General features: G+C 53.4%; 13 protein-coding genes. 8 read left to right on the top strand and 5 right to left on the bottom strand.

Features of this window, described 5'->3' with window-relative positions; genetic code table 11:
* Window positions 1–177 precede the first annotated feature (177 nt).
* Window positions 178–1,533 (top strand): aromatic amino acid transporter AroP, encoded by a 1,356-nt coding sequence (gene aroP / locus FA91_RS02700; protein ID WP_034912297.1) that lies wholly within the window; start codon window positions 178–180, stop codon window positions 1,531–1,533.
* 61 nt (window positions 1,534–1,594) lie between these two features.
* Here aroP and ampE read toward each other — a convergent pair whose 3' ends face one another.
* Both ampE and ampD read right to left on the bottom strand, forming a co-directional pair.
* Window positions 1,595–2,449, bottom strand: coding sequence for a beta-lactamase regulator AmpE (gene ampE, locus FA91_RS02695; protein ID WP_034912295.1), 855 nt, complete (start codon window positions 2,447–2,449; stop codon window positions 1,595–1,597).
* Between the two features lie 5 nt (window positions 2,450–2,454).
* Entirely contained in the window at window positions 2,455–3,024 is a 570-nt protein-coding gene (gene ampD, locus FA91_RS02690; protein WP_034912292.1) for a 1,6-anhydro-N-acetylmuramyl-L-alanine amidase AmpD, read from the bottom strand.
* 161 nt (window positions 3,025–3,185) lie between these two features.
* Between ampD and nadC the strand changes: the two genes are divergently transcribed.
* From nadC to hofC, 4 genes are all read left to right on the top strand, one after another.
* On the top strand, window positions 3,186–4,076 hold the full coding sequence (gene nadC, locus FA91_RS02685; protein WP_034912289.1) for a carboxylating nicotinate-nucleotide diphosphorylase: 891 nt from the start codon (window positions 3,186–3,188) through the stop codon (window positions 4,074–4,076).
* A 208-nt stretch (window positions 4,077–4,284) separates the two neighbouring features.
* Window positions 4,285–4,734, top strand: coding sequence for a prepilin peptidase-dependent pilin (gene ppdD, locus FA91_RS02680; protein WP_034912287.1), 450 nt, complete (start codon window positions 4,285–4,287; stop codon window positions 4,732–4,734).
* Window positions 4,731–6,122, top strand: a complete 1,392-nt coding sequence (gspE, locus tag FA91_RS02675; RefSeq protein ID WP_034912285.1) for a type II secretion system protein GspE — start codon at window positions 4,731–4,733, stop codon at window positions 6,120–6,122. The genes ppdD and gspE overlap by 4 nt, the downstream gene beginning before the upstream one ends.
* Window positions 6,115–7,314 carry a protein transport protein HofC gene (gene hofC / locus FA91_RS02670; RefSeq protein ID WP_034912284.1) on the top strand — a complete coding sequence of 400 codons (1,200 nt, stop codon included), beginning with the start codon at window positions 6,115–6,117 and terminating at the stop codon, window positions 7,312–7,314. Before gspE ends, hofC begins: the two co-directional genes overlap by 8 nt.
* 104 nt (window positions 7,315–7,418) lie before the next feature.
* Here hofC and FA91_RS02665 read toward each other — a convergent pair whose 3' ends face one another.
* Window positions 7,419–8,459 carry a GMP reductase gene (locus tag FA91_RS02665; protein WP_034912281.1) on the bottom strand — a complete coding sequence of 347 codons (1,041 nt, stop codon included), beginning with the start codon at window positions 8,457–8,459 and terminating at the stop codon, window positions 7,419–7,421.
* Between the two features lie 232 nt (window positions 8,460–8,691).
* On the opposite strand from FA91_RS02665, the gene coaE reads away from it, so the two are divergent.
* From coaE to yacG, 3 genes are read left to right on the top strand one after another with little or no spacing between them, the layout of a single operon-like run.
* Window positions 8,692–9,303, top strand: a complete 612-nt coding sequence (gene coaE / locus FA91_RS02660) for a dephospho-CoA kinase (protein WP_034912279.1) — start codon at window positions 8,692–8,694, stop codon at window positions 9,301–9,303.
* 3 nt (window positions 9,304–9,306) lie between these two features.
* Window positions 9,307–10,050 carry a cell division protein ZapD gene (gene zapD / locus FA91_RS02655; protein WP_034912276.1) on the top strand — a complete coding sequence of 248 codons (744 nt, stop codon included), beginning with the start codon at window positions 9,307–9,309 and terminating at the stop codon, window positions 10,048–10,050.
* Between the two features lie 9 nt (window positions 10,051–10,059).
* Window positions 10,060–10,263, top strand: a complete 204-nt coding sequence (gene yacG / locus FA91_RS02650; protein ID WP_034912275.1) for a DNA gyrase inhibitor YacG — start codon at window positions 10,060–10,062, stop codon at window positions 10,261–10,263.
* Window positions 10,264–10,289: 26 nt separating this feature from the next.
* On the opposite strand, the gene mutT is transcribed toward yacG, so the two are convergent.
* The gene (gene mutT / locus FA91_RS02645) at window positions 10,290–10,682 is read right to left on the bottom strand and encodes an 8-oxo-dGTP diphosphatase MutT (protein WP_034912271.1); all 393 of its coding nucleotides are present in this window, start codon (window positions 10,680–10,682) and stop codon (window positions 10,290–10,292) included.
* A 139-nt stretch (window positions 10,683–10,821) separates the two neighbouring features.
* Window positions 10,822–13,527, bottom strand: coding sequence for a preprotein translocase subunit SecA (gene secA, locus FA91_RS02640; RefSeq protein ID WP_034912268.1), 2,706 nt, complete (start codon window positions 13,525–13,527; stop codon window positions 10,822–10,824).
* Between the last annotated feature and the right edge of the window lie 14 nt (window positions 13,528–13,541).

The raw sequence follows: 13,541 nt of genomic DNA, 5'->3' as shown, positions 1-13,541 counted from the left end.
GCACAGAAAGCGAAAGCGAGTGCAATGCGCTGCACTTATCACTATTCTTGTCGCGAAGGTAGCCGGGGTCATAATTTAATGGCCAGGGCTCTGTACACTTTTCAATACGTTACTTGTCATATCTGTCTTACACGAGCAATCGTCCGTCAAGAAGAATAACGACATCAAGAGGTTTATATGGGACAACATCAGGGCGAGACGCTGAAGCGTGGTTTAAAAAACCGCCATATACAGCTGATCGCGTTGGGAGGTGCCGTAGGTACCGGCCTGTTTCTGGGGATCGCGGACACGATTAGAATGGCCGGCCCATCCGTATTGCTGGGCTATGCAATCGGTGGTTTTATCGCGTTTATGATTATGCGACAGCTAGGGGAAATGGTCGTTGAAGAACCCGTAGCCGGATCGTTCAGCCATTTTGCCTATAAGTACTGGGGTAACTTTGCCGGTTTTGCCTCCGGCTGGAATTACTGGATTTTGTATGTGCTGGTCGCCATGGCCGAGCTGACCGCCGTTGGCAAATATATTCAATACTGGTGGCCCGAAATCCCGACCTGGATGTCTGCGGCCGTGTTCTTTGTGCTGATCAACGCCATCAACCTTACTAACGTTAAAGTTTACGGTGAAATGGAGTTCTGGTTTGCCATTATTAAAGTGGCGGCAGTCATCGGCATGATCCTGTTTGGCGGCTGGTTGCTGTTCAGCGGTAGCGCCGGGCCGGAAGCAACGGTTTCCAACCTGTGGGACAAAGGCGGCTTCTTCCCCAACGGCGTCTCCGGCATGGTGATGGCAATGGCGGTGTTAATGTTCTCTTTCGGGGGTCTTGAACTGGTCGGCATTACCGCAGCAGAGGCCGACGATCCCGAGAAAACCATCCCCAAAGCCACTAACCAGGTGCTGTACCGCATTTTAATCTTCTATATCGGTTCACTCACCGTTCTGCTGTCTCTTTATCCCTGGACGAAAGTTATCGGCGGTTCCAGTCCTTTCGTTATGATTTTCCATGATCTGGGCGATACCCTGGTGGCAAACGCGCTGAACGTGGTAATCCTTACCGCGGCACTGTCGGTCTATAACAGCTGTGTGTACTGCAACAGCCGCATGCTGTTTGGTCTCGCTCAGCAGGGCAACGCCCCGCAGATGCTGATGAAGGTTGATAAACGCGGCGTCCCGGTAGCGGCAATTGGTATCTCGGCGTTGGCAACGGCGCTCTGCGTGTTGATCAACTATCTGATGCCGGGCGAGGCGTTTGGTCTGCTGATGGCACTGGTGGTTTCTGCACTGGTGATTAACTGGGCGATGATCAGCCTTGCTCACCTGAAATTCCGTCGTAAAAAGGATCGTCAGGGTGTACAGACACGCTTTAAAGCGCTGTTTTATCCGGCAGGTAACTGGATCTGTCTGGTCTTCCTTGCGGGGATCCTGGTGATTATGGCAATGACGCCGGGCATGGCGATTTCAGTATGGCTGATCCCTGTATGGATTGCCGTTCTGGCGGTAGGCTATGCACTAAAAAACCGCATGCAAAAAGCATAAGGTGAAAGTTTTATCTAAAGGGGCTTCCGGCCCCTTTTTTATTGCCTGAACATACGCCTCTTTAAATAAGCGTGCCGTAGATGGTTAACAGCGCCACCACCACCACAATGACCAGTGAAACTTTTTTAGCCAGCGCCACCGCCACACGAGGCGTCTCAACCCTATCGGTATGTGGGTCGCGCGCCAGTGAATACTGCGCCAGACGGGTTAACACCTGATACTGCGATGTACGACGATCGGTTAATGACGCAAACCAGGCAGGCAATGCGCGCTCACCGTGGCCAAGCAGCGCATATGCGACGCCCACCAGTCTGACCGGCAGCCAGTCAATTACGTGCAGCACCCTGTCAATACCGGCCTGCGCGCGCTCAAGCGGCGAACGATGTCGTGCCAGCCAGGTTTGCCAGGCGCGCAGAAAGGCATACCCCACCAGCAGTACCGGCCCCCATGTTCCTCCCGCCACAAACCATAAAATCGGTGCCAGATAAAAACGATAGTTAATCCATAACAGCGCATTTTGCAGTTCGCTCAGGTATTCGCGCTCACTACAATTGACGGGCAGGCCATGAATAAGCGTGAGCTCTTCAGCCATGGCGTTGTGTGCATCAGTATCATTGCGGCTGGCCGCCTTCAGATAGGCATGATAGTGCAAACGCACCGAGCCGGCGCCGATACATAAAAGCCCAACGGCGGTCCAGAACAGCAGTTGCAACACACCATAGAACCAGCCTTTCAGCGCCAGCACGCAAACCGCAGTAACGCCAATGGCAGCCAGAAACATCAGTAGCGTACGCGGTAACGAGAAACGATGTTGTTTACGAAAAAGTGGCGTCAAAAGATGATCGAGCTGCCAGTGCTCACCCATTTTAAACAAGCGTTCCCAGCCTGATACCAACAGTAAACAAAAGAGCGTCATGCTGGTTACTCCTTATCAACAGGCTTTGAGTCAAATTGCCTTAGCGCAGCATAGTATCGCGCCCAGTCAAACGACGGCCCGGGATCGGTTTTTCTGATCGGCGCAATATCGCTGTGACCAGTAATATTTTCTGCGATGGTCGGATAGTACTTAATCAGCAACCGGGTCACCTTCTCAAGCGCACGATACTGCGCATCGGCGTAAGGGAGCGTGTCGGTTCCTTCCAGTTCAATACCGATGGAGAAGTCATTACATGCCTCACGCCCCTGATAAGATGAAACTCCGGCGTGCCAGGCGCGCAGATGAAAAGGAACGTATTGCACGATTTCGCCATCGCGCCGAATCAGACAATGTGCTGAAACACGAAGAGCGGCAATATCGGCAAAACAGGGATGCGCGTCAGGATCCAGCGTTCCGGTAAACAGCGCATCAATCCACGGCCCGCCGAACTGGCCTGGCGGCAGGCTAATATTGTGAATAACCAGCAACGTGGGCGCGACACCGGCTGGCCGCTCATCGAAATGCGGCGAGGGCACCCTTCTCGCCTCATGGATCCAGCCTGCTTGTAAGTGCATGCGATACTCTCCTTTCTTAACGATATCATCAGAGTAACATGAATCATTTTTTGGCAATGCAACATGTGATGCGCATTAAATAGCGTTCTGGCCGGCTGACAAGGCCCCCTGAACCAGGCTAGCATAATCGAACATTTTATCCGACGTTTCGGAGCCCAACCATGACCACCCGCCGCTACGATCCGAACAGCCGCCACGCCGCGCTGCTGGCCCGTATTGATGACGATATTCCTCCTGCCGTTGCACTGGCTTTGCGTGAAGATCTGGGCGGCGATATCGACGCTGGAAAAGACATTACCGCCAGCCTGCTTCCCGCCGAGGCCCGCGCCCATGCCGTTGTTATCACCCGCGAGCCCGGTATTTTTTGCGGTAAGCGCTGGGTAGAAGAGATCTTCATCCAACTTGGCAACAAAACACAGATTATCTGGCATGTGGACGATGGCGATGCCATTCAGGCTAACCAAACGCTGTTTGAAGTGTTGGGCCCTTCTGCGTTGATTCTGACCGCAGAACGTACGGCACTGAATTTTGTGCAAACCCTTTCCGGCGTGGCTACCGAGGTCAGTCGCTACGTTGCCCTTTTGCAAGGTACGCGTACTCAACTGCTGGATACGCGTAAAACACTGCCCGGCCTGCGTACCGCGCTGAAATATGCCGTGCTGTGTGGCGGTGGCGCTAACCATCGTCTTGGGTTGTCTGATGCTTTCCTTATAAAGGAAAATCACATCATCGCGACGGGTTCCATTCGCGATGCCATCAATAAAGCAAGCTGGCTGCATCCCGACGTTCCCGTTGAGGTAGAGGTGGAAACGCTTGATGAACTCAACCAGGCGATCGATGCCGGGGCGGATATTATCATGCTCGATAATTTCACCCTTGAGGCTATGCGGGACGCCGTGAAGCTTGCCGATGGTCGCGCGCTGCTGGAGGTTTCCGGCAACGTTACCGCTGAAACACTGAAAACCTTTGCCGAAACAGGCGTTGATTATATTTCCGTGGGCGCGCTGACTAAACATATCCATGCACTCGATCTCTCCATGCGCTTTCGTTAACCGCAACTTTTTGTATCATGCGCCACCCGTTAAGTGTGGCGTTTATTTTGGCTGTGATATTAATTTGCGGCATGCCTTCCACGCTTATTGCTTAATAATGCAACAGAGAAATCATTTCTGAATCTGGCTCCAGACCTCTTTTTTTGCCGCTGGAAACGCACGATGCCCGCTATTAGGCTGCACTCCTCATCCCTAAAGGAGTAGTGCTATGGAAAAGCAACGTGGTTTCACCCTGATCGAACTGATGATTGTTATTGCCATCATCGCCATATTGAGCGCAATCGGCCTTCCTGCTTATCAGAACTACCTGCAAAAAGCGGCGCTGACGGATATGTTGCAAACGGCAATGCCGTATAAAACGGCCGTCGAACTATGCGCGCTTGAACACGGTGGGCCGGGCAGCTGTTCTGAGGGCGTTAACGGCGTGCCTTCAGGTAAAGGCTCACGCTATGTCTCCGCCGTTTCCGTTCAGACAGGCACCCTCACCCTGACCGGGCAGGAGAGCCTGACCGGACTGAGCGTGATCATGAAGCCGCAGTGGAATAATGAAGGGCAAATGGGCTGGCAGCGTAGCTGTAACAGCGAGCAACCAACGTTAAAAGAAGCCTGCGAGAACCTGTTCCGCTTCGATGATGAAAGTACCGGCGGTGAAGAATGACGCAGTTGCCCTCTCACAAAGCTATAGAAAGTCTCTGCCAGCAGAATCAGGCCGTGATATTAGAAATGACGCAGGAGCGATTACATCTGGCCGTTAGCGAAATGCCCTCAACAGCCATGATGGAATCGCTACGCTTCGCCACACAGGCCGTTATTGATATTGAACACTGGCCTGAGGCACGCCTGGCGCAATTTTTACAAACGCAGGATGCAACGCCGCAGACAGAGACTAATCATCAAACAGCAGCGCCTGAGCGCATCAATCAGCTGTTATTACTGGCCATACAACAGCGCGCATCTGATATCCATCTTGAACCGCAGGCGAAATTATTACGAATTCGCTTTCGGGTTGATGGCGTGCTGCAAGACGTTCCCACCAGCGCGGCAGATTCTGCCGCCACGCTCGTTGCCCGCCTGAAGATCCTTGCAGGGCTGGATATTGCAGAGCGAAGAACGCCTCAGGATGGTCAGTTTTCGGTTGACCTTAATGGAAAATCAGAAACGTTTCGCCTTTCAACGCTGCCCATACGCTTTGGCGAGAAAGCGGTCATTCGCCTGCTGCAAAGCGATACCAATGCCGTTACGTTAGAAAATCTGGGGATGACATCAGCCTCGCTGCGTCGCTTTCAGAAAGCGCTGTCACGACCACAAGGCCTCATCCTTGTTACCGGCCCAACCGGCAGCGGTAAAACCTTTACGCTTTACAGCGGACTGAGCTGGCTGAACCATCCCCAGCGCAACGTATGTAGCGTAGAAGATCCGATAGAAATACCGCTGGCGGGCGTAAATCAAACCCAGATTCATCCCAGAAGCGGGCTTGATTTTGGCCGGGTGCTGCGCGCGCTTCTGCGCCAGGATCATGATGTGATTATGCTTGGCGAAATTCGTGATGCCGAAACCGCTGAGATAGCAGTTAAAGCCGCGCAAACAGGGCATCTGGTACTGTCGACATTACACACTAATTCGACCACGGAAACGCTTACCCGTATGGCGCAGATGGGGATCCCGGGCTACCTGCTTGCTTCTGCGCTGAAACTGGTGATCGCCCAACGGTTAGTTCGCCGTCTCTGCATTCACTGCCGAGAACCGGCGGAAGCCTTAGCGCACTTTCCCTCCAACATCTGGCCTGGCACGGTACAAAACTGGCGAGCCAGAGGATGCGAACGCTGCTGCTCAGGTTTCTATGGTCGCCTGGCGATATTTGAGCTTTTACAGATAACGCCTCGCCTGCAAAACGCCATCATCGCTGAGAAAGGCCCGGAAGAGCTTTCCGATTTAGCCAAAAATCAGGGAATGCAGCCTTTATTTATTGAAGGATTACACTGTGTGAATCGTGGCGAAACAACGCTTGAAGAGCTTAATCGCGTAGTGGGGCCGGAGGATGGCTGATAAACGGCTATTTCACTGGCGCGGAATGGATAGTCAAGGCCATTTTAGTCAGGGTGCTTTTTTTTGCCTCTCCCGTCACGAGGCAATGGAAAGGCTGGTTGAAAAAAACTGCCTGCCCACAACGCTTGTTGCCGGGCGCAGATATCAGGCCAAAGACTGGAAGTGGCCACATAAAACTGCTTTTTTCCGCCAGCTTGCGACCTTGCTTAAAGCTGGCCTGACGCTATCAGATAGCTTAACGCTGACAGGCGAAGACCATGATGAGCTGGCGTGGCAGGCCTTAATTACGCACATTCAGCAGAGCGTATCGGAAGGCATTCCTTTTTCCGATGCGCTGGCAGAGTGGCCCGACGTTTTTCCGCCCCTCTATCCTGCGCTGATAAAAGTAGGCGAACTCACTGGCCGCCTGGACGAGTGCTGCTTGCAGTTGGCAAGTCAGCAGGAACGGCAACAGGCGTTACAAAAAAAAGTGCACAAGGCGATGCGCTATCCGCTGTTCATTCTTGCGGTTGCTCTGATAGTAAGCACTGGCATGCTGGTATGGGTATTACCTGAGTTTGTATCCATTTACCAAACTTTCGATGCACCGCTACCGGCGTTTACAGCGGCAGTGATGACGCTTTCCGACTGGCTGCGTCAGTACGGGCTCTTTATCCTTCCTGGCATAATAGCCACAGGATATAGCGCTAAGTGGCATTTTCATCGCTCAGCACCCTGGCAAAGAAAAATACAGTTAACGTTATTACGCCTTCCGTTAATTGGACGGCTTTATCGCGGTGGGCAGTTAGGCAGAATATTTATGACGCTGGCGATGACGCAGCAGGCCGGTTTAACCCTGCTGCAAAGCCTTCAGGCCGTGGAGCGGACGCTAACGCAAACACTCTGGCGTGATGCCATCGTGATGCTACAAACGCATATTTCATCCGGACGACCGCTAAACCATGCGCTAAAACAGCATGTGCTGTTCACGCCCCTTTGCTACCAGCTCATTAAAGTGGGCGAAGAAGCCGGTTCGCTGGACAGTTTGCTGGTCAGGCTGGGCGTTTTTCATGAGGAACACACCGCAGAACTGGCGGATAATCTGGCGGCGGCGCTGGAGCCGTTAATGATGATAGTGACAGGATCGATAGTCGGCGCGCTGGTGGTTGCCATGTATCTTCCCATCTTCAATCTTGGCGATGCGCTTGGCTAGCATTTAACAGAACGAAGGCGCAAAAACAGAGTGAAACACCGGGCGGAAACACCACAAAGAAGAGAACCCTTCATCATCAATACCTCATAATGAAGGGTTAAGTATTAGCGGTTGAACACCCGGTTTTCCTGTTCGGCCACGCGAATAAAGGTAGTGCGCTTGGTCAGCTCTTTCAAACGTTCGGCACCAACGTACGTACAGGCCGAACGCAGACCGCCAAGGATATCACGCGCGGTATGCTCTACCGGTCCGCGAACAGGCAGCTTCACCGTTTTACCTTCAGCGGCACGGTAACCTGCCACGCCGCCAGCGTGGCGCTTCATGGCTGACTCGGAGCTCATACCGTAGAAGAGCATAAACTGCTCGCCGTTTTCCTCCACCACAGTGCCCTCACATTCGTCATGTGCAGCGAGCATTCCACCGAGCATGACAAAATCTGCGCCGCCGCCAAAGGCTTTTGCGACGTCGCCGGGTACGGAACAGCCTCCGTCGCTGACGATCTGACCGCCAAGCCCGTGGGCGGCGTCTGCGCATTCAATAACGGCAGAAAGCTGAGGATAGCCTACCCCGGTTTTAACGCGCGTAGTACAAACTGAGCCAGGCCCGATGCCAACTTTAATGATATCCGCGCCGGAAAGTATCAGTTCTTCAACCATCTCGCCGGTGACAACATTACCGGCGCAAATCGTTTTATCCGGGCAGGCTTCACGCGCGCGTTTCAGGAAATCGACAAAATGCTCAGAATAGCCGTTAGCCACATCGATACAGATAAAGTTCAGTGCGGGCGACAGCGCCAGAATTTGTTTCAGCTTAACGAAGTCGGACTCAGATGTTCCGGTTGATACCATGACGTGCCGCAATACGCTTTCCGGCACGCGTGAAACAAACGCCTGCCACTGCTCGATGCTGTAGTGTTTATGTACGGCGGTCAGCACGTCAAAAGATGCCAGTGCTTCCGCCATGCTAAAGGTGCCCACCGTATCCATATTGGCGGCGATGACGGGCACGCCTGACCAGACCACGCCAGAATGCTTAAAGGTGAAATGACGTGTCAAATCCACCTGAGAACGGCTCTTAAGCGTAGAACGCTTTGGCCGGATAAGAACATCTTTAAAACCTAACTTAATATCTTCTTCGATACGCATGATCTTTTCCTGGTTAATGGCGCAATCTAACAGGCGTGCTGCCAGCTCCAGTGAGCTTATCATACGCACTAAAAACGCGGCGACAAGACTGCGAAAACCGGTTTATTTACGCTACAATCCCATAAATTTACCGAAATTCTTCGGATGCGGATGAGACTGCGACATCGCGTGCCGTATTTGATAACGAGCCACACCAACTGTATCCATTCGTGGGCCAGAGGCACAGGAGCTTATGCGCTATACTGTTGCGCTGACCGGAGGCATCGGCAGCGGAAAAACCACTATCGCTAATGCCTTTGCCGCCAGAGGCGTGGACGTTGTCGATGCGGATGTCATCGCCCGCCAGGTCGTTGAACCAGGCCGGCCAGCGTTGAACGCCATACATGAAAAATTTGGTCCGCGGATCCTCCTGAAAGACGGTTCGCTGGACCGCGCGCGGCTACGTAAGCAAATCTTCACCGCACCTGAAGATAAAGCGTGGCTGAATGCGCTGTTGCATCCTCTGATTCAGGCAGAGACCCGCAGACAACTGGCGATGGCGCAATCAGTATGGTGCCTGTGGGTTGTCCCTCTGCTGGTAGAAAATAATTTGCAGCACCTGGCGAACCGGGTGCTGGTTGTGGATGTGGATCGCAATACACAGCTTTCGCGTACGATGGCGAGAGACGGCGTATCCCGCGCGCAGGCGGAACATATTCTCGCGGCGCAGGCCTCACGTGAAACCCGACTTGCGGCGGCAGACGATATTATTAATAACGGCGGGTCACCCGATGCAGTGGCCGCCCAGGTTGCCGTTCTTGACCAGCGCTACAGGCAGCTGGCTTCGGCAACACAGCAGGATTAATACATGAGCACAACCATACTATTTGAATATCCTTTAAATGAAAAAATGCGCACCTGGCTGCGTATTGAATTCCTTCTTCAACAGTTGGATCAGTGTCAGACCATTACCGATCACCTGAGCGCCCTGACTTTTTTTCGCAACGCGGCCGAGTTGCTGGACGTTTTTGAGCGCGGCGAGTTGCGCACTGAAATATTAAAAGAACTGGAAAAACAGCAGCAAAAGCTACGTTCATGGGCTGAAGTTCCGGGTGTTGATATGGAACGGGTAAATGTGCTGAACGACAACCTTAAAGCGCGTGCGGCGGTGCTGATTGCCGCGCCGCGTATGGGCCAGCTGCTGCGTGAAGATCGCCTGATCGGGCTGGTACGCCAGCGCCTCAGTATTCCCGGCGGCTGTTGTAGTTTTGATCTTCCGACGTTGCATACCTGGCTACATATCGGGCAGTCACAGCGCGATGAACAGGTCGCACTGTGGATGTCTTCGCTCGCTCCTATTCGCCATGCGCTGACGCTGCTGCTCGATTTGATCCGTCAGTCGGGCAACTTCCGTACGCAGACCAGCCTGAACGGTTTCTTTCAGGATAATGCGGACGGCGCAGAGCTACTGCGCCTGATGCTGTCGCTGGATGACGCGCTCTACCCACAGGTCTCCGGGCATAAAAGCCGTTTCGCTATCCGCTTTATGCCGCTCGACAGCGAACGCGGTGAGATCCCGGCCCGGCTTGATTTTGAACTAGCCTGCTGTTAAAGGTGTTTTATGAATAATGATGTAACGATGGTTAACTGCCCAACCTGTGGCAAAGACGTGATTTGGGACGAACTGAGCCCATGGCGGCCATTTTGCAGTAAGCGCTGCCAGCTTATTGACCTGGGAGAGTGGGCAGCGGAAGAAAAACGCATCAGCAGCAGCGGCGATCTGTCGGAAAGCGACGACTGGAGCGAAGCAGATCCTGACCGATAATGGTGCCCGCTGATGCGGGCAGCCGGCTACGCTTCAGCTCTGAGACGGGCAACAATGCCTACATTAGCGGGCGGGAAATCTTCAGCAATCAGCTCCGCCTGCGCAACCCAGCGCGAGGGCTGCCCTTCGCGGCCATATGGCTCTCCCTGCCACTCCTCAACGATAAAGAAATAGAGTGACACTTTTAAATCGTCGTAAGTATGGTCGAAGGACTCATAGGGCACCGCGTTCAGCACGGTGATATCGGTTTCTTCCAGGAGCTCGCGCTTTAGTGCCTCCAGGGGTGTTTCACCTGCTTCAATTTTTCCACCAGGAAACTCCCACATACTCGCCATGTAGGCGCTTGCAGACCGCTGCGCCAGGAATATCTGCCGTTGCGAATTACGAATGATCCCCACGGCTACTTGCAGATGCTTCATTTTCTTCTCACTTTGTCATCCTGATTTTGCTGATACTATTTCAGTCTTAACCTGTGATGACAACCTTCCGGCAGGCGAAAATTTTTTTGCGGCCATAAAAAAGGCCGGTATTTCTCCGGCCTCAGTCTGATGTGTTTGTTTATGCAAGGCGCCCGTGGCACTGCTTAAACTTTTTACCGGAACCGCACGGACAGGGATCGTTTCGCCCGACTTTACGTTCGCCGGTCTGATCGGCCAGCGCGATTGCCGCTTCCGTCTCGGTATCAACGTGACTTAGCTGCTGCTGTTGGGCCAGACGCTCGGCCTCTTCACGGCGCTGCTCTTCCATCGCCTCGACCTCTTCCGGCATACGAACCTGCACCTTACTCAGCGTACTGATCACTTCGTACTTCAGCGATTCCAGCATGGCTGCGAACATCGCAAAGGATTCGCGCTTGTACTCCTGCTTCGGATCTTTTTGCGCATAGCCACGCAGGTGGATGCCCTGACGCAGGTAGTCCATCGCCGCCAGATGCTCTTTCCACAGGGAGTCCAGCGTCTGTAACATCACGCCTTTCTCGAAGTTGCGCATCATCTCAACGCCAACAATCTCTTCTTTGAGCAGGTAATGCTGTTTAGCCTGTTCAAGAATACGTTCCCGCAGCGTTTCTTCGTGCAGATCCGGCTCTTTGTCCAGCCATTCAGCGATGGGCAGCTCAAGATCGAAGTCGTTTTTAAGACGCTCCTGCAAACCCGGCACATCCCACATTTCCTCAAGCGACTGCGGGGGAATGTAGCTGTCCAGCGTCGTTTTAAAGACGTCTTCGCGAATACTGGCAATGGTTTCTGATACGTCTGATACGTCCAGCAGCTCGTTACGCTGCGAGTAAATGGCGCGGCGCTGATCGTTGGCTACGTCATCATATTCAAGCAGCTGCTTGCGAATATCGAAGTTGCGGCTTTCCACTTTCCGCTGCGCGTTAGCGATGGCTTTTGTCACCCAGGGATGCTCGATCGCTTCGCCCGGCTTCATGCCCAGCTTGCGCATCATATTGGACACGCGATCCGAGGCGAAAATACGCATCAGCGCATCTTCCATTGACAGGTAGAAGCGTGAGGAACCGTTATCACCCTGACGACCGGAACGACCACGCAGCTGGTTATCAATACGGCGTGATTCGTGACGCTCGGTACCGATAATATGCAGACCGCCAGAGGCCAGCACCGCTTCATGACGGATCTTCCACGCCGCCTTAATCGCTTCAATCTGCTCTGACGTTGGCTCGTCCAGCCCAGCAATTTCTGCCTGCCAGCTACCGCCCAGCACGATATCCGTACCGCGTCCGGCCATGTTGGTGGCAATGGTGACCGCGCCTGGCTGTCCGGCCTGGGCAACAATGTCTGCCTCGCGGGCGTGGAACTTGGCGTTCAGTACCGCATGCTCGATGCCCGCTTTAGTCAGTTCGGCAGAAACCACCTCCGATTTTTCAATTGAGATGGTGCCGACCAGCACCGGCTGACCGTTGGCGGTACGTTCACGGATGTCTTCAATGATCGCATCAATCTTCTCTTTCTCGGTCATGTAGACCAAATCCGCCAGATCTTTACGCACCATTGGTCGGTTAGTCGGCACGACAATGGTTTCCAGCTTGTAGATTGAACTGAACTCAAAGGCTTCCGTATCCGCTGTACCGGTCATGCCTGCCAGCTTGTCATAGAGGCGGAAGTAGTTCTGGAAGGTGATTGAAGCCAGCGTCTGGTTTTCGTTCTGGATCTCCACACCTTCTTTCGCTTCAATCGCCTGATGCAGACCATCTGACCAGCGGCGTCCCTGCATGGTACGACCGGTGTGTTCATCGACAATGATCACTTCGCCATCTTTCACGATGTAATCCACGTCGCGGGTAAAGAGCACATGCGCGCGCAGCGCAGCCGTCACGTGATGCATCATCATAATGTTGCCCGGCGAGTAGAGTGATTCGCCCTCTTCCATGATGCCTTCGCTGACCATCAGCTCTTCAATGGCGACCAGACCGCGTTCGGTCAGATGAACCTGACGCGCTTTCTCATCCACGGAGAAGTGACCTTCGCCCTGGAAAGTATCAGAGTCTTCTTTTTCCTGACGAATAAGGCCAGGAATGATCTTGTTTACGCGAATGTAGAGTTCAGAGCTGTCTTCCGCCGGGCCGGAAATGATCAGCGGCGTACGCGCCTCATCGATCAGAATGGAGTCAACCTCATCCACCAGCGCGTAGTTCAGCTTACGCTGAACGCGATCTTCAGGGCTGAAGGCCATGTTGTCGCGCAGGTAGTCGAAACCGTATTCATTGTTAGTGCCGTAAGTGATGTCCGCCGCGTAGGCTTCACGTTTGGCCGGTGCAGGCATGCCGGGCAGGTTGATACCGATGCTCATGCCGAGGAATTCAAACAGCGGACGGTTGTTTTCCGCATCGCGCTGTGCCAGGTAGTCGTTCACCGTCACAACGTGTACGCCTTTACCGCTCAGGGCGTTAAGGTAGGCCGGCAGCGTTGCCGTCAGGGTTTTACCTTCACCGGTACGCATCTCTGCGATGCAGCGATTGTTCAGCACCATGCCGCCCAAGAGCTGTACGTCAAAGTGGCGCATATTGAACACGCGGCGGCTGGCTTCGCGCACGGTGGCAAATGCTTCGGGGATCAGGCTTTCGAGAGACGCGTTCTTCTCAAGACGTGCGCGGAATTCGTTAGTCTTCGCCTTCAGTTCTTCATCAGAAAGCTTCTCGAAATCCGGTTCCATTTTATTGATCTGATCAACAACTTTGCGCATACGGCGCAGGGTACGTTCGTTACTGCTGCCAAAAACTTTGGTTAATAATTTAATAAGCATGATTAATAATTTCT

Source organism: Erwinia sp. 9145 (assembly GCF_000745075.1).
Lineage (GTDB): Bacteria > Pseudomonadota > Gammaproteobacteria > Enterobacterales > Enterobacteriaceae > Erwinia > Erwinia oleae.
The sequence above is the reverse complement of the archived record's forward strand: the minus strand, read 5'-3'. Positions and strand labels throughout refer to the sequence as shown.